This window comes from Thermomonas sp., assembly GCF_035369645.1.
In the GTDB taxonomy this organism is placed as follows: Bacteria; Pseudomonadota; Gammaproteobacteria; order Xanthomonadales; family Xanthomonadaceae; genus Thermomonas.
This window is the reverse complement of the sequence record NZ_DAOOUM010000010.1, coordinates 39,426-56,167: the sequence shown is the minus strand read 5'-3', so window position 1 is coordinate 56,167 and position 16,742 is coordinate 39,426. Positions and strand designations below refer to the sequence as shown.

Below are 16,742 nucleotides of genomic sequence, written 5' to 3'. Positions count from 1 at the left end.
TAAAACGCGTCCATGTCGACGTGGATGATCTTGCGCTGCGGGGTGTTCACCGCGTTAGTTTAGAAGTTGCTGGCGGTCAGGTCAGCGCCAGAATGCAATCACATCGAAACCGGGATCTTGTGAGATGTCCTTCGCGGAGCTTCCGCTGCGCGGAGGGCGCGTTACATGTAATTCATGCCGCCCGTTAGCGAGTGTGCGCACATCGATCATCGCCAGCAGGGCGGGGCGGTCGGTGCGTGGATCGCTGGAAATTTCATAGCGCAGTTCAGGCAGTGGCTTGCCGTCCAGCGTAACCGTGTGCAGTGCGGACAAGCAGGTCAGCCGTGTTTGTGCAGACTGTGCCCGGGTCTGCGGGCAACGCCGCTGCATCGCGGAAGTATCGCGATTGGGTTGGAACGGCACCACCAACTGTGCGTAGGCATCCTTGATGATCGCGGACTGCACATAGGGCACGGCATCATCCCGCGCAGGGTTGCGCTGGTCATCGTAGTGGGCACTATCGAGGGCCCGCACATCGCGTCCGGCAGGAAACAGTGCGTAATTGCCAAGCAAGGATGGCTCACGCTGCAGTGTCCCACTGAATATTGTCACCCCAAGTGCAAGGAACATCAGCAGCATAGTGGCAGTGAGTACTTTGCGGTCGCTGCTGTGGCTGCTCAGCAACGCCATCACCGGGTTGTTGCTGCGGCGAAAACCAAGCCTCGCATAGACTCCGAACATGCGCTGCAATAGCCGGTACCAACGGCTATTTGGCGTTAATGCACTACCGTACTTATGGTCAATCATTGCCGCTACTGCCGACGGCACCACCCAGAGCCCCATGAGCACGACCAGAATACTGCTTGGATCTAGTCGGCCGCCGCTCAGTGCGGCAATTATCATGGACAACCCAAGTATGCTGATCGCGGCGATTGAGATCACCACCACAAACATCGCTTGAGTGACTCCGACTGCAAACAAGATGGTGGCGCGGTTATCGGCGTTTTCGATGATGTCAGGGAATGATATTTCACGCGCTTGCTCCATCGCGCGTGCAATCGGGCCAATGCGTAGTTTGTCCCAGCGAATGCCATCGGGATACACCGAATGCATGCCCACCAAGGCAATCCAGCGCGCACGCAGCAGCAGATGCAGGACGAAGGTCAAGGCCAGGATCAGCGCCGCACTTCTGGCGTAGATGTACACCAGCTGCAGCACCGTTCGCCAGTCGGAATCAAACCGCGGGCGCAGCGCGAAAAACCGGTCATCCAGCCAGCCTGGCAATTGCAGCATGGCAAACACCGCAATACCGGAAATCAGTAATTCAACTTCCCACGTCGGCGTGGTGCGGCGTGACAGTGTGTGCGGGTTTTCGATGTCATTCATGCCACGCATGGTGCGTGGCAATCCACCTGTCTGACAAGCCCGTCACACCAGCCCGAACATGTAATAGGCCGCAATGACCACAAACACCGCCAGCGTCTTGATGCAGGTGACGGCAAAAATATCTTTGTAGGATTGGCGATGGTTCAGCCCGGTGACCGCGAGCAGGGTGATGACTGCACCGTTGTGCGGCAGGGTATCCATGCCGCCGGAGGCCATTGCGGCCACCCGATGCAGTACCTCCATCGGGATGCCTGCGGCATGCGCATTGGCGATGAAGGTGTCCGCCATCGCCGCCAGCGCAATACTCATGCCGCCCGATGCGCTGCCGGTGATACCAGCCAAGGCGGTGACGGTGACCGCCTCGTTGATCAAGGGGTTGGGGATCGAACCCAAGGCTTGCGCCACCACCAAAAAGCCGGGCAGGGCGGCGATAACTGCACCAAAGCCGTATTCGGATGCGGTATTCATGCCCGCCAGTAGTGCACCGGAAATCGCGGATTTGCTGCCTTCGGCAAAACTTGCTTTGACCGGCTTCCATGCAAACAGCAGCACACAGGCAATGCCGGCCAGCAACGCGCCTTCTACCGCCCAGATCGCGGTGAGTTTGGAGACTTCCTGCACCACCGGCGCAGCCTTGCCGATCACCGCCGGGTCAAAACGCACGCTATCGCCGTAATGCTGCGGGATCCACACCGTCAGCAGTTTGTTGACCACGCCCACCAGTAGCAAAGGCAAGATCGCCAACACGGGATTGGGCAGTTGGCAATTGGCAAACGCTGCGGGTTCGTTGCGTAATGTGGCGGCATCGCCATAGCCTTCGCCAGCCTTGAGCGCGGCGCGCCGGCGCCACTCCAAGTAGCTCATGCCCACGATCAAGATAAACACCCCGCCCAAGCTGCCCAGCGTGGGCGCGGCCCAGGTGTTGGTTCCAAAAAACGTGGTGGGGATGATGTTCTGGATTTGCGGCGTGCCCGGCAGCGCATCCATGGTGAAGGTGAACGCACCCAGCGCGATGGTGCCTGGGATCAGGCGTTTGGGGATGTCACTTTGGCGGAACAACTCTGCCGCGAACGGATACACCGCAAACACCACCACAAACAGCGAGACGCCGCCGTAGGTCAGCAAGGCGCATACCGCGACGATCGCCAGCATCGCCCGCTGCGCACCCACCACGCGGATGGTGGCCTGCACGATGGCTTTGGAAAACCCTGACAGTTCAATGACTTTTCCAAACAGCGCACCCAGCAAAAACACCGGGAAGTACAGCTTCAAAAAGCCGACCATTTTTTCCATGAACAGGCCGGTGAACATCGGTGCGACTAATTGCGGGTCGATCAGCAGCACCGCCCCCATCGCCGCCACCGGCGCAAACAAAATCACGCTGTGGCCGCGATAGGCCACCAGCATCAAAAAACATAGCGCAGCCAATACGATCAAAAACGACATGCGCCACTCCGGGCAGCGGGATTCCGGGCATGCAGTGTCGGTGCATGTGCGCGGTTGGCCCATTGTCCGAACGTCCAATGCCGCCGTGTCAGCCGGGCGGCTATCGTGCAACGCAATGGCGGCATCCGTCCGCTTGTTCTGCATATTTCCGGGAGGAAGGGGCGATGAAACGTAAGCAATTGAGTCTGGCAGTCCACGGTGCACTGGCGATGTCGTTTTTGCTGGCCGCGCCAGCGATGGCACAAGACACGGCAGCAACCAAGCCTGAAAGCAAAAAAACCACCACGCTGGAAAGCGTGAAAGTCACCGCGCGCAAACGCGAAGAAACCTTGCAAGAAGTGCCGGTTGCGGTGACCGCATTCACTGCGGACACACTGGACAAGCTCAATGTGCAGGATTTGTCCGACCTGAGCGGCAAAGTGCCCAACCTGACGATCTATGCAGCACGCGGCTCCAACACCACCATCACCGCTTATATTCGTGGCGTTGGTCAATCGGACCCATTATGGGGTGTGGATCCGGGCGTCGGTTTGTATGTGGATGATGTGTATCTGGCGCGTCCGCAGGGTGCGTTGCTGGATGTGTTGGATGTCGAGCGCGTGGAAGTATTGCGTGGCCCGCAGGGCACGCTGTACGGTAAAAACACGATTGGCGGCGCGATCAAATATGTCACCAAAGGCTTGTCGAAAGACTTTGGTGGATTTGGTTCGGTGACTGCGGGCAATTACGGTCAGCGTGATTTCAAGGTGGGTGTGGGCGGCAGTATCGGTAGTGAATATCTGCGTGGGCGCATTTCTGCAGCACGTCTAAGCCGCGATGGCTTTGGTGAAAATATTCGCACTGGCGACCAAGTCAGTAATAAGGACATCAAGGTGGTGCGTGGGCAGTTGGGTGCCTATGTCACCGATAATTTTGACATCCAGTTTGCTATGGACTGGATGAAAGACGATTCCGGCGTGCGTGGTGCCAGATTGCTGGCACCCAACAGCAATGCCACCGCGAACTTCCTGTTCCCCGGGCTGTCGGCCTACAAGCCGATGGATAGCCGTTATGACGTTCGCAATGGCATGCCGAACGTGAACTACACGCGGGTTGATGGTGCATCGATGACCATGAACTACCGCGCCAATGACAACTGGACCCTCAAGTATGTGTTGGCCAAGCGCGAGTCCGACACCGAAACCAATATCGACTTCGATACCACGCCGTATCCCATTGCCGACGTGAAGGCGTTCTACAACGATCAACAAGTTAGTCATGAGTTGCAAATCAACTATGACGGCGGTGGACGTTCGCGTGGCGTTGTCGGCTTGTATGCGTTCAATGGCGAAGCCGGTGGTCGCGTGCTGAACAATTTCTTTGGCCTGCTCTTTGGCGACACCCAAGGCAAGGTCATGACCGATAGCTTTGCCGTGTATGCCGACTGGACCTTCGATGTTACCGACAAATTTTCGGTGGACGTGGGTGGCCGTTACACCGATGAGGACAAGCATGCGGTTGTGCTGAACCGTAGCTACAGTGATGGCACCTTCACCAAGCAGACTGCGGTATCCGCAAATTTCGACAAGACCATCAACTTCAAGAATTTCTCACCCAAAGTGTCATTGGACTACCAGGTGAGCAATGACGTGCTGTTGTATGGCCTGTTCTCACGTGGCTTCAAGTCGGGCGGCTACAACATTCGCGCGCAAGCCACAGCGGTGCCGCGTTCGGCCGATCCGTTCAAGGACGAACAAGTGGATAGCTTCGAGATTGGCAGCAAGATGGGCTTGCTGGATCAAACATTGTTCTTGAACGTGGCGGCCTTCCATAACAAGTACAAGGATATTCAGTTGTCCATCTTCACCGCCTATGACAGCAACGGCGATGGCAAAGATGACGCCTTCTTTGGGGACTTCACCAATGCCGGTTCGGCCACCATCAACGGGGCCGAAGTTGAATACCAGTGGCTGCCAACCGAGCATTGGGCGATCACCGGCAACTTGGCATGGATGGACGCCAAGTTTGATCGATACATGTTCAAAGGCGTCAATATCGCCAGTCAGCAGAAGATGACCAATGCTCCAGATTTTTCGGGCGCGATCAATCTTGAGTGGCGCACACCGCTCGCCAATGGCGGCAACTTGTCCGCGCGTGCTGGGTATAGCTATCAATCCAAGGTCGTGGCGACTACGGAAATCGTGAAAGACCCCATCACCGGCGCCGTTGCCTCGCCAATTACCCAAGACGGCTATGGCCTAATCAATGCCAATGTGACGTGGCGGGTGAATGATGCATGGTCGCTATCGCTGGCTGGCACCAATCTTGGCAACAAGGAATACCGCACCACCGGTTACAACTTGGTGTCTTCCTTGGGCGTGTTGACGGGTTTCTATGGTGCGCCACGGCAAATTAGTTTGACGGCGCGCTACAACTTCTGACGCGTTCGATTCATTGCAATGGCAAGGCCGCACAGCGGCGGGCTTCGGCTCGCCGTTGTGCGTTTGCATGCCAACAAAAGATGATGTTCGATGGCGAAAGCTTATGTTGCTCTGCAACTTGACGAGCATCACAAAATAAAATATTCATGCCAACCCGCATGGAATGCATATCAATTATTTTGGCGCAGGGAATGGCTGCACAACGCTGAAATTCTGCGGCGTTGTGCCACGCGACAAGGGGAGTGCAAGGTGCGTGCGGTTGCGGCCGATGTCTCTCGGCAGGAGGCAGTCAACGGCTTGTGGATGTAGACATGGGCAGGCTGTGGCAGGGACGGGGCCACATGCGTTGCTCACCACTTTTTTGATGATTCATCACGCTTGGGGAGATTGGGAATGCGTTCGAATTCGGGGATTGCGGTAACGAAGTTGAGTTTGGCGGTGTTGGTTGCAACGTTGGGGATACAACCGGCACTGGCCAGGCAGGCGTCACCCACGCCACAACAGGCCGAGCAAGCCGCTGCGATGAAATCTTTGATTCAACAACGGCAAGCACTACCGCCGCTGTTCCGTATGGCATATCAGCGTTTCCCCACATTACCTGGCGGCACGTTGGAGGCCATTGCGTTTGTACAAACCGGTTGGCGAAATGTGCAGCCGGATGAAAAAATGGCCGCAGACCGCCACATGCCGTCGGCCTATGGCGTGATGGGCCTGTATCACGGCGAGGGGTTTGCCGATCAGGTGACTGAAGGTGCTCGTCTGATTGGCAAGTCGCCCGCGTTGGTAATGAGCGATCCGCAAACCAACATCCTCGCCGCGGCCGCCTTGCTGGATCAGGCCATGCGACAGCAGGGCAGCCCTGCCGCACAGCGCGAAGGGGCTGAAACCTGGTACGCCCAGCTGCTTCAACGCTATGCCGGCTTCGGCCCGCTGGGCGGCAATATCGGCGCCTATGCGCGCGAGAGTTTTGCCTATTCGGTGCTCGACAGTATGAATCGTGCGGTGCGTGATAACGGGGTTGTCGTCCCATCACGTAAGATCGACCTTAGCAAGTCATTTGCTGCGAAACGCCTTGAGTTGTTAGGTGCGCCAGCATTGACGATCGATCTCGATAACGACCGCATCACCACGGACACATCAAATCGAAATGGCATCATCCGTGGTGCCACTGCGCAAACCGATTTCAGCAATGCGATCTGGAACCCTGCCAACGGCAACAACTACAGTTCCGGGGGCAATAGCACCAGTGCCGTCATCTTGCATACGATGGAAGGTAGCTATGCATCGGCAATTTCATGGTTTCAAAACCCAAGTGCACAAGTATCTGCCCATTACCTTGTGCGCAAGTCCGATGGCCAAGTTACCCAGATGGTGCGCGAACAGAACCAGGCGTGGCATGCGCGTAATCACAACTACTACACCATCGGCATCGAGCAGGAAGGCTATGCCAGCGATCCCGGCAACTGGACCGGCGCGCTGTTGAACTCGACTGCGGCAATTACCCGTAGCGCCTGCCAGCGTCGCGGTATCAACTGTGCTTCGGCATGGAAAGGGCCCGGCTATGACACCTACCACCTCGTCCCCGACAGCGTCCGCGTCAAGGGTCACGGGATGCTCAGCACCAACACCGACCGCTACGATCCGGGCAAGTATTTCCCGTGGAGCAGTTTTTACAGCATGATCAATGGCGGTGCGCCACCGCCGTCCGGGCCGGCACCTTCCACCTACTGGGTCGATACCTATGCCAATGCGCCTGGCTATGGTTCGCCGACCAGCACCACCCAGACCGGCACGCTCTATCAGGGCACCAGCTATGTCTATTGCAAGACCTAGGGTCGCCAGATCGGCAGTGGTTCCAGCTTCAATCACTGGTGGCTGAAGACCGACCTCGACGTCGGCCCGTCCGGACAATGGGTATCGGCCTACTACCTCAGCCGCTGGGGCAATGACGAAGCCCGTGACAACGATGGCTACGACCTGCCGCGCTGCGAAGTGCTGCCTTACGGCAAGATCGGCGAGAAATGGTATGCCATGGGTGGCGTGCGCAGTACGGTTGGCAATCCGTCATTGGTGGAAGCGGATTCGCATGTCGGTGGCCGCTTCCAGCAGTTCGCCAGCGGCATCATCTTGTGGCATTCGCGCACCGGTGCGTTTGCGGTACGCGGCAAGATTCTTGACCAGTTCTGGGCCAGCGGCTACGAGGCGCGTTGGGGCTTCCCGATGATGGATGAGGCGGCGGCCAAGAAGTCGCCCACGAGTGGTCAGGTTGGCCAGTACCAATACTTCGAGAAGGGCCTGTTCCTGTGGACGCCGGCGACCAATGCACATGCAGTCTATGGCGCAATCTTGACCTACTTCGAAAACAATGGTCGTGAGTTGGTGTTCGGCTATCCGAAGGGCGAGGAACAGGCCTACGGAACGAACGGACGCATGCAGGTCTTCGAAAAGAAGACGTTCTACTGGACGCCGGAACGCGGCGTTTGGGTGCAGTAATTTATAAGTATGTGTCGATTACCACCACATCGGCGAAGTGACACGGCGTGATCGGTTACCACGCGACGGCGGGCTTCGGCTCGCCGTCGCGTTATGCTCGGTATCCATGGGGAAGCTTGATTCAACAACGCGTGTGCGATTGAGGGCGACACAATGCTGAGTGTCGGCGCGGTCGTGGCAGCAGCGCTGCTGTGGTTGGCGGTACTATTTGGCACGGGCCTGTATGCCGAACGCCACCCAACGGCTTTTGCCAAGCATTGGCGGCATATCTATGCTTTGTCACTGGCGGTGCATTGCACCAGCTGGACGTTCTACGGCACCGTCACCCAGGCCGCACGCTACGGCTGGCCACTGCCGCCCACCTTCATTGGTGCCATCTTGTGTTACACGCTGGCGGTGTTTTTTTTGGTGCGGCTGGTGCGGCTGGCGCGGCAAACCAATGCCACCTCGCTGGCTGACCTCATCGCCACCCGCTTAGGCAAAGACGCCTGGCTTGCCGCCACGGTGACCCTGGTGACCGTGCTGGGTTTGATTCCTTACATCGCATTGCAATTGCAGGCGATCACCATGAGCTTCACCACGCTGACAGTGGGCATGGCCGCAGCGGATGACGGCGCGCCGCCGGTTTGGCGCGATGGTGCGCTGTATGTGGCACTAGCGATGGCGGTGTTTGCGATGGTGTTTGGTACCCGCCGGGTGAGTGCGGCCGAGCATAACCGCGGCTTGGTGTTGGCGCTGGCGTTTGAGTCGTTATTCAAGTTGCTGGTGATGTTGGCGCTGGGGGTGTTCGTGTGGTTGGGTTTGCGCACGCTGCCGGCGGTACCGGTGTTGCCGACGGCATCATCAGCCGGTGGTTTTATGCCCTTGGTCATCTTGGGTGCATTGGCGATGTTTTTGATGCCGCATCAATTTCATGTGGGGGTCGTGGAATGCCGCAACGAGCATGATGTGCACACGGCGCGTTGGCAGTTTCCGCTGTACCTGCTGTTGATCGCGCTGCCCACCTTGCCACTGGCGCGTGCCGGTGCGGCATGGTTGGGCGCACGGGTGCCGTCGGATATGTATGCACTGGCTCTGCCATTGGCGCAGGGCCATTCCGGCATGGCCTTGCTGGTGTTTCTGGGTGGTTTGAGTGCGGCCACCGGCATGGTGATCGTGAGTACGCTGACCTTGAGTTTGATGATCGGCAACCATTGGTTTGCACCGGGGCTGCTGCGCGGGGTATGGGCGCGCGGCAACGCCAATGATCGCAGCGGCGACCTGCTCAAGCTGCGGCGGGTGGGGATCGTGGCCATCATGTTGCTGGGTTGGGCGTATAGCCGCTTGGTCAGCGGCAATGCAGTCTTGGCCGATGTGGGTGCGGTGTCGTTCTCGGCATTGGCGACCTTGATGCCGGCGCTCGCGTTTGCACTGTGGCGTCCGCAGACGCCCGCCCATGCCGCAAGTGCAGGCGTACTGGCGGGGTTTGCGGCATGGTGCTGGGTGATGCTGGTGCCGCTGTTGGCGGCCAGTGCGGGTGCCAAACCGGCATGGTTGCATGCCGGCCCACTGGGGCAGACCTGGCTGGCACCCGAAGCCATGTTTGGTTTGACCGGTTGGAGCCGGTTGGCGCGTGCGGTTGGGGTCAGTTTGTTTGTGGGTACGGCCATCACCGTGTTGGTGGCTAATCTGCGCAGTGGCCCCCGCCACGTGGGTGCGCGCGGTAGCGATGCGCGCACCTTACGCAATGCCGGGCAACGCTTTTTACCGGCAGCACGGGTGGACGAGTTGCTACGCGGCGCACCTGCCAGCGGCCCGGTGCCTGCGGTACAGGAGATGCGCCTGGAACACGAGCTGGCCGCCGTCTTGGGCAGTGCCTCGGCGCGCTTGCTGCTGGATGCCGCACGCCGCGATGCATCGGGTGCTGACCTGGACACCGTGGCCACGATTGTGGGTGAGGCCAGCGAGGATCTGCGCTTCAATCAGCGTGTGTTGGAGGCCGCACTGGAAAACATGAGCCAAGGCATCAGCGTGGTCGATGCCGACTTACATTTGGTGGCATGGAATAAGCGCTATGCGGAAATTTTTGGGTTTCCACCACAGATGCTGCGGGTGGGGATGCCGATTGCCGAAGCCTCGGCGTGGGCGCTGCGCGAAGTAACCGGCATCGAGCGTAAACACGATGCCTTGCAGCGACGCTTGGAGCATATGCGTGCGGGCACCTCGCATTTGTCCGAGCGGGTGTTTCCTGATGGCAGCATCATCGAAATTCGTGGCAACCCCATGCCCGGTGGCGGGTTTGTCGCCACCTTCACCGATGTCACCGCGTTTCGACAAACCGAGCATGAGCTCAAACGCAGCAACGAAACCTTGGAGCTGCGGGTGGCAGATCGCACCGCGCTGCTGGAATCGGCCAAGCGCGAGGCCGAGCACGCCAACGACGCCAAGAGTCGCTTTCTTGCGGCGATTGGGCATGATCTGTTGCAACCACTGCACGCCGCGCATTTGTTCACCGACACTCTGCAACAGCGCAGCCAAGGCGAGCCACGCGAACTGGCCGCACACATTGGCAGCGCGCTGGATACCACCACCGACCTCATCAGTACCTTGCTGGATATGTCGCGCCTTGAAGCCGGTGGCTTGGTGCCACAGCCACGGGTATTCCCGTTGAGTGAAGTGCTAGAGCCACTGATGGCGCAATTTCGCGTGTTGGCCGCCGAGCGCGGCCTGCGTTTGCGCTTTGTCGCCACGCGTGCATGGGTACACAGCGATCCGCAGTTACTGCGCCGCGTGTTGCAGAATTTCTTGGCCAATGCGCTGCGTTACACCAACGCCGGCAGCGTGTTATTGGGAGTGCGCCGCAGTGTGCATGGGTTGCGTATCGAAGTGCATGACACAGGTTCTGGCATTGCACCAGAGCAACGCGAAATAATTTTTGAAGAGTTCCGGCGAGGCGAGGGTGCCCCCGGGTTGGGGCTGGGCTTGGGTTTGTCGATTGCCCAGCGCATTGCCAGCTTGTTGAATGCGCCCTTGCGTTTGCACAGCCACTTGCAACGTGGCAGTTGTTTTTCAATCGAGCTGACACGTGCCGTTGCCACCCAAACGCCGCCCATGGCGGCGCGGGGTTTAGCGGGCTTGCGGGTCTTGATCGTGGACAACGAAGCCGCCGCCCTTCAAGCCTTGGCAGGCGTGCTGCGTGGTTGGGGGTGTGAGGTCGTCGCGGTGCGTGATGGCGAACAGGCAATGCAGGCATTGGCGCTGCAAGCATGCGCGCTGTGGGTGTTTGATTACCACCTCGATACAGGTGACGATGGCGTCTCCCTGCGCGCACGCCTGCGCGAACGCTTTGGCAGCGTGCCTTGCTTAATTCTCAGTGCCGACCAAACCGGTGCCGTGCGCAGTGCCGCACAAGAAGCTGGCCTGCCTTTACTAATGAAGCCGCTACGCCCCCTGGCCTTGAAGTCGATGCTGGATCGTGTGCTGAAGGCGCAAGGTGTGGGATAAGCCCTGCCGCGCACGTGCTTGGTATGGGTTGTCCACATCCCCTGTGGATGATTGTTCGTATAACGATGTGGATAACCCACTGCGCGCCTTGTGGGGTGCGCCTGTCAATGGGTGTGGTGAAAATTTCACCACGCCGTTGGTTTCATGAAAAATGCCGCAGCGCAAGCCCTGATGCGGTTTTCCACAATGCCTGTGGATGACGCTTGGGTAAAGATGTGGATAACTTACGGAGCGTGTTGCACAGCAAGCGTGTCAATAGGGTTGGCGAAAAATTGACCACATCGAAAATTACCCTGCCCGCAAAAAAAGCAAGCCCGAAGTGCAATCAGGACTCGAGTTGGTGCGCAGGGTCACGCAATTCCAACTCGCGCAGCACCACGCCGGCCTGGGTACGGTTGCGTACGCCTAAACGGTCGAAGATCGCGGTCAAATGTGCCTTCACCGTGCGCTCTTGCACGTCCAAGCGGTCGGCAATCTGTTTGTTCAGCAGGCCATCGGCTACCAGTGCCAATACCCGAAATTGCTGTGGCGACAGGCTGGCCAAGCGTGCAGCCAGATTGGCATCGTGGGGTGATGATGCCGCCCGCGCCACGCTGGCGCGCAGGGCTTGCGGTAACCACGTTTCGCAGGCTAATACTCTACGGATGGCATCACGCAATTCGTCCAAACCTGCACTTTTCGGCAAGTAGCCGGCGGCACCGTGATCCAGTGCCCGCCGCACCACACGCGGGTCGTCATTGGCCGACACCACAATCACTGCGACCCCCGGATATTGCGCGCGCACCGCAGCCAATCCAGCCAGCCCGTGATTGCCCGGCATATGCAGGTCCAGCAGCACCAAATCAATTTGCGCGTGCGCATCCAGCAGGTGCAGCACGGCATTCAGATCGCCTGCTTCAAATAATTCCACCTCACCCAAGGCATCGCCTGCGGCTTGTTTCAGCGCGGCGCGAAACAGCGGGTGGTCATCGGCAATGAGTAGGGAAGGCATGGTTTATTGCGCCGTCCAGCCCCCATCCACCGGCATTGCCGTGCCGGTGATGTTGTGCGCTTCACGGCGACACAAAAACACCGCCAGCGCGGCGATTTCGGCGGGCAAGCTCATCCGCAAGCTCGGCTGTTTTTCAGACAGTAATGCGCGCACGCCAGCGTCGCGGCTACCGCCCTGCCTGCGTGCTTCAATCTGCGGCTCGATCAGCGGTGTTTCCACCCAACCCGGGCAAATGCAATTGACCGTGACCCCACCCGAATCACGATGCCCCTGCGCGGCGTATTCCAATGCAGCTACTTTGCTTAGCCCAACGATACCGAACTTGCTGGCCACGTAAGGCGCTTTGTCTTTGGATGCCACCAAGCCATGCACCGAGGCGATATTGATGACGCGGCCAAACCCGCGCTGAGCCATTGCCGGCATGGCTAGGCGCATGCTGTGGAAGGCCGAAGACAGATTGATGGCGATGATGTCGTTCCACTTCGCCACCGGCATGTCATGCAAAGGCACCGCGTGTTGAATGCCCGCATTGTTGACCAGAATATCGACGCCGCCATTCGACCATGCGGCCAAATCGGCCATCATGGTTTCGATGGCAGTGACATCACGCAAATCGGCATTGAAGTGCCGGCTGCCACCCGTGCCGGCCGCATCCACTTCGGCAACCGCGCTGGCAATTTGTTCGGCGCTGCCCAGTCCGTTGATCGCCACGCGGGCACCGGCGGCGGCAAACGCCTTGGCAATGGCCAGCCCAATCCCGGAGGTGCTGCCGGTCACCAGCGCGGTGCGGCCAGCCAGAAAAGTCTCACTCATCTTGCAGTTCCTTCAAAAATCCCTACGACATACGCTAGCAGGAAGCCGGTGCAGCGGGCTGGTACCAAAGTACGATGCGATCACGGCGCAGAAAAGCTAAGGTCATGCCATGACTATTCATCGACGCCTTTATCGCCTTTATCGCCATTGCGCGATTGTCACCGCGCTTGCCTGGTTGGCAGGCTGCGCCAGTCTGCCTGCTGCCAACAAGGATGCCGCCATGTTCAGCCAAACTCGCAGCACAAACCATCGTGATCACGATGATCTGCTGACCGGCGGCTTGGGCTTGGCCGGCTTGCAGTCGATGCTGCCACCGACATTCGCGGACCCCACCCATCCCAGCGCGGAGGAACTCCGCAAGCGCGCGTTATGGAGCAATTGGCGCGGCATTGCCGATCTTGCCCCCGGCGGCGGCTACGGCAGCGTGTATGGCAGCGTGGCTGCGGTGCCGGGGCGGGAGTTCAGCGCGCTGGCTACGCTTCCGGGCGCCAAGCAACCGCATCGGGTGTTGCTGCAATTGCCAGATCAGTTTGATACCCATAAACGCTGCGTGGTGGTGGCACCCTCGTCCGGTTCACGCGGCATCTATGGCGCAATTGCCGTTGCGGGGGCATGGGCATTACCGCGCGGCTGCGCGGTGGTCTATACCGATAAAGGCACCGGCACCGACTATTTTGATGTGGATGCTGGGCAGGGCATCGCCGAGGATGGCCGTGTGGCTGGCAGTGATTCCGCGTTGGCATTCAAGCCCACGCCAGGCACGGGCACCGGCGTTGCGTTCAAGCATGCGCATTCGCAAGACAATCCCGAGGCCGATTGGGGCCGTCATGTGAAGCAGGCGGCGCAGTACGCATTGGCAACCTTGAACGCGCAATTGCCGCAACAAGCGCCGTTTACATTTGCCAATACGCGAGTGATTGCGGTGGGTATTTCCAATGGCGGTGGTGCTGTTTTGCGTGCCGCCGAAGATGGCGAACCATGGTTGGCAGCCGTGGTGTCAGGTGAGCCCAATATTTGGACTGATGCCCACGGCGGCCGCAATCTGTATGACTACAGCACCGAAGGCGCGTTGTTGATGCCATGTGCTTTGCCGCAGTTGGGCATTCCGGCAATGCCGGGCTTGGAGGCCAAATGCGCGGCATTGGCGGCACGTGGGGTATTGGCGGGCGCAAATTTTGAAGCGCAGCAACGCGACGCCCTAACCAAGTTGCACGCCGCAGGTTGGACGGATGCGGCGCTGCGGGCCGGGAGCATCTCGGTAGGGTTTGATTTGTGGCGTGCGGTGGCGGTGGGCTATGCCTCGGCCTATGGCCACTACGCTTACGACGCACATCCCTGTGGCTATCGCTATTCGGCACAAAACGCTGACCTCAGTCTGCGCGCCAGCACCGCAATCGAACGTGCCGCATGGTGGGCCGATGCCAGTGGCATTCCGCCGGGTGCAGGTGTGGGGATCGTGGACCCCAAACCGCTGACCGATATGGGTCTGACCGGTTTGCAATGCCTGCGTGCGTTGTCGACGGGCGATAGCGTCGCTGCGCAACGGGTGCGTCAAGGCATCGCGCAAACCCGCGCCAGTGCGCCGCGCGCCGGTTTACCGGTGGTGGTGATCCATGGCCGTAGCGATGGTTTGGTGCCGCAGGCATTTTCCAGTCAGCCGTATGTGGCGATGGCCAAAGACGCGGGCCGTGATGTGCGCTATTGGCAAGTGGACAACGCGCAGCATTTCGATGCCTTCCTCGCCCTGCCGCAGATGGCCGCCGCCTACCTGCCGTTGCTGCCATATATGTACACCGCACTCGATCGCGTGGATGCTTACCTAGATGGCAAGGCCGCGTTGCCGGCCGATGCGGTGATCCACACCGTGCCGCGTATGGGCAAGCCACTGACGGCCGAGCACCTAGCCATGCCACAGTAATATCAAGCGGGATGGCCAGCAGCTCCCGCTTGCCGGGGCGCGTGTGGTTTGGCAGGCTGTCATGATGAAATCACGTCATTTCTCGATGTTGCGCGAGTTCCATCTTGCCGATTGGTTCACCTTGGGCAATGCCTTCTGCGGCACGGGGGCGATCTTCGCGGCCATGCGTTACCTGCAAGACGGCGTAGCGCAAGATTTGCTGTTGGGTATGGCGCTGATTCCGCTGGCTTTTGTGTTTGATGCATTGGACGGGCGCATCGCACGCTGGCGCAAGGTAGCCAGCACCTTGGGGCGCGAATTGGATTCCTTGGCCGATGTGATCAGCTTTGGAGTGGCACCTGCCGCACTGGGCTACGCCTGCGGTCTGCAGGGCGGCTGGGATTGGTTGATCCTGAGCTATTTCGTAGGCTGCGGGGTCAGTCGTTTGGCCCGCTACAACGTCACCGCCGAGCAACTCTCGGGCGCCGAAGGCAAAGTGAAATATTTCGAAGGCACGCCCATTCCCACCAGTGTGCTGATTGTGGGGGTGCTTGCGTGGTTGGCCTGCACCGATCGCATCGGGGCCCATCTGTGGCTGGGTGTGCTGCACATGGGGCCGTGGCAATTACACCCATTGGCGCTGGTGTATGCGTTATCGGGATCACTGATGATCAGCAAAACACTGCATATTCCAAAGCCCTGACGCATGTGTGTGATAGCGATGCAACCTTGGCATTGCTAGCATGCACGCAAGCATGGAGGACATATGAGCAATACGCCCAACGATTTTGCAGCACTGGCACGTCAATATTGGGGCTTGTGGGGCGATGCACTGCAAGGTGCAGTGCCACCGGCAGAACCCGTACCCGGCGCACAAGCGTTCCGTGAGGCGTTGCAAACGTGGACGCAAGCGGCCACCGGCGGAAAGGGGAATTTCGATTCGGTACTGGGGCATTTCCGTCAGCAAAGTGGTGACTGGTTAGGGCAGATGCAGCAATTGGCCGCGCAATTTTCCGGCCGCGAACACAGTGCCCGCGATGTCGCCGATGCATGGAAAAAAATGTTGGGCGACAACCCCTTTCAAGACCTGTTGCATGGCATGCGCGGACCGGGTTTGGAAGGGATTGCGCAGTGGAATGCAATGGCACAGCCGTGGTTGCAGGGCTTGCGCGGTGAAGCCGCTAATCTGTTGGGGCTCCCCACGTTTGGGTTTACTCGCGAGCATCAAGAACACGCGCAAGCCTTGGGCAAAGCGCATTTGCGCTGGCAAGCCGCACTCGAGGCTTACAACGCGCTGCTGACCAAGGTTTCGCAAGAGGCCTATCAAATTTTTGAAGCCAAGCTTGCCGAACGCGAAGAACCGGGTCGGCAAATTGGTAACGTGCGTGCATTGTTCGACCTGTGGGTGGATGCGGCCGAAGACGCCTGGGCCAAAGCCGCGCTGTCTCCGCAGTATCGGACGCTGTTTGGTGAACTCACCAATGCCCAGATGCAATTGCGCAGCGCCGTGCAAGGGCAGATCGAGCAAGCGGCCAACACACTGGGGTTGCCGGGCCGCACCGAGCTGGACAGCGCTCATCGCAAAATTGCCGAACTAGAACGCCAACTGCGACGCATCCAGCGCGCCGCGCCAGCGTCAACAGTGGCACCGGTTGCAACACCAGCGCCGCCGCCCACCATCAAAAAAGCCGCCCCACAAAAAGCTGCACCCAGAAAGGCCACCGCGCCTAAGCCTGTGGCTAAAAAATCACCGGTCAACCCTGCGGCCCAAAAAGCTGCCGCTGCTAAAACAAGCAAAGCCGTAAACCCCATCAAGACTGCAAGGAAGCGCTGA

The 16,742-nt window shown here is 59.2% G+C and carries 11 protein-coding genes; 7 read left to right on the top strand and 4 right to left on the bottom strand.

Annotated features, from left to right (window positions below; genetic code table 11):
* Window positions 1–81: 81 nt before the first annotated feature.
* Both PK789_RS03435 and PK789_RS03430 read right to left on the bottom strand, forming a co-directional pair.
* On the bottom strand, window positions 82–1,365 hold the full coding sequence (locus PK789_RS03435; RefSeq protein ID WP_223629495.1) for a hypothetical protein: 1,284 nt from the start codon (window positions 1,363–1,365) through the stop codon (window positions 82–84).
* A 42-nt stretch (window positions 1,366–1,407) separates the two neighbouring features.
* Window positions 1,408–2,811 (bottom strand): GntP family permease, encoded by a 1,404-nt coding sequence (locus PK789_RS03430; protein ID WP_324307033.1) that lies wholly within the window; start codon window positions 2,809–2,811, stop codon window positions 1,408–1,410.
* Window positions 2,812–2,975: 164 nt separating this feature from the next.
* Here PK789_RS03430 and PK789_RS03425 point away from each other — a divergent pair, with 164 nt between their 5' ends.
* The 4 genes from PK789_RS03425 (at window position 2,976) to PK789_RS03410 (ending at window position 11,207) form a co-directional block, all read left to right on the top strand.
* On the top strand, window positions 2,976–5,231 hold the full coding sequence (locus PK789_RS03425) for a TonB-dependent receptor (protein ID WP_324307031.1): 2,256 nt from the start codon (window positions 2,976–2,978) through the stop codon (window positions 5,229–5,231).
* 648 nt (window positions 5,232–5,879) lie between these two features.
* Window positions 5,880–7,064, top strand: a complete 1,185-nt coding sequence (locus tag PK789_RS03420; RefSeq protein ID WP_324307030.1) for an N-acetylmuramoyl-L-alanine amidase — start codon at window positions 5,880–5,882, stop codon at window positions 7,062–7,064.
* A gap of 159 nt (window positions 7,065–7,223) precedes the next feature.
* A complete protein-coding gene (locus tag PK789_RS03415; RefSeq protein WP_324307029.1) occupies window positions 7,224–7,724 on the top strand; it encodes an LGFP repeat-containing protein in 501 nt (166 codons plus the stop codon).
* A gap of 153 nt (window positions 7,725–7,877) precedes the next feature.
* Window positions 7,878–11,207, top strand: coding sequence for a hybrid sensor histidine kinase/response regulator (locus PK789_RS03410; RefSeq protein ID WP_324307028.1), 3,330 nt, complete (start codon window positions 7,878–7,880; stop codon window positions 11,205–11,207).
* Window positions 11,208–11,532: 325 nt separating this feature from the next.
* Here the strand turns inward: PK789_RS03410 and PK789_RS03405 are convergent, their stop codons facing one another.
* Both PK789_RS03405 and PK789_RS03400 read right to left on the bottom strand, forming a co-directional pair.
* Window positions 11,533–12,198 (bottom strand): response regulator transcription factor, encoded by a 666-nt coding sequence (locus PK789_RS03405; protein WP_324307027.1) that lies wholly within the window; start codon window positions 12,196–12,198, stop codon window positions 11,533–11,535.
* A gap of 3 nt (window positions 12,199–12,201) precedes the next feature.
* Window positions 12,202–13,011, bottom strand: a complete 810-nt coding sequence (locus tag PK789_RS03400; RefSeq protein ID WP_324307026.1) for a 3-hydroxybutyrate dehydrogenase — start codon at window positions 13,009–13,011, stop codon at window positions 12,202–12,204.
* A 109-nt stretch (window positions 13,012–13,120) separates the two neighbouring features.
* Between PK789_RS03400 and PK789_RS03395 the strand changes: the two genes are divergently transcribed.
* The 3 genes from PK789_RS03395 to PK789_RS03385 all read left to right on the top strand — a co-directional run bounded on the left by PK789_RS03395 (window position 13,121) and on the right by PK789_RS03385 (window position 16,742).
* On the top strand, window positions 13,121–14,929 hold the full coding sequence (locus PK789_RS03395) for a 3-hydroxybutyrate oligomer hydrolase family protein (protein WP_324307025.1): 1,809 nt from the start codon (window positions 13,121–13,123) through the stop codon (window positions 14,927–14,929).
* A 61-nt stretch (window positions 14,930–14,990) separates the two neighbouring features.
* Window positions 14,991–15,611 carry a CDP-alcohol phosphatidyltransferase family protein gene (locus tag PK789_RS03390; protein ID WP_324307023.1) on the top strand — a complete coding sequence of 207 codons (621 nt, stop codon included), beginning with the start codon at window positions 14,991–14,993 and terminating at the stop codon, window positions 15,609–15,611.
* A gap of 63 nt (window positions 15,612–15,674) precedes the next feature.
* On the top strand, window positions 15,675–16,742 hold the full coding sequence (locus PK789_RS03385; protein WP_324307021.1) for a poly(R)-hydroxyalkanoic acid synthase subunit PhaE: 1,068 nt from the start codon (window positions 15,675–15,677) through the stop codon (window positions 16,740–16,742).

Excerpts from the sequence above, each read along its gene's own strand:
- PK789_RS03435 (WP_223629495.1), bottom strand. The coding sequence starts at position 1,365 with ATGAATGACATCGAAAACCCGCACACACTGTCACGCCGCACCACGCCG.
- PK789_RS03430 (WP_324307033.1), bottom strand. The coding sequence starts at position 2,811 with ATGTCGTTTTTGATCGTATTGGCTGCGCTATGTTTTTTGATGCTGGTG.
- PK789_RS03425 (WP_324307031.1), top strand. The coding sequence starts at position 2,976 with ATGAAACGTAAGCAATTGAGTCTGGCAGTCCACGGTGCACTGGCGATG.
- PK789_RS03410 (WP_324307028.1), top strand. The coding sequence starts at position 7,878 with ATGCTGAGTGTCGGCGCGGTCGTGGCAGCAGCGCTGCTGTGGTTGGCG.
- PK789_RS03405 (WP_324307027.1), bottom strand. The coding sequence starts at position 12,198 with ATGCCTTCCCTACTCATTGCCGATGACCACCCGCTGTTTCGCGCCGCG.
- PK789_RS03400 (WP_324307026.1), bottom strand. The coding sequence starts at position 13,011 with ATGAGTGAGACTTTTCTGGCTGGCCGCACCGCGCTGGTGACCGGCAGC.
- PK789_RS03395 (WP_324307025.1), top strand. The coding sequence starts at position 13,121 with ATGACTATTCATCGACGCCTTTATCGCCTTTATCGCCATTGCGCGATT.
- PK789_RS03390 (WP_324307023.1), top strand. The coding sequence starts at position 14,991 with ATGATGAAATCACGTCATTTCTCGATGTTGCGCGAGTTCCATCTTGCC.
- PK789_RS03385 (WP_324307021.1), top strand. The coding sequence starts at position 15,675 with ATGAGCAATACGCCCAACGATTTTGCAGCACTGGCACGTCAATATTGG.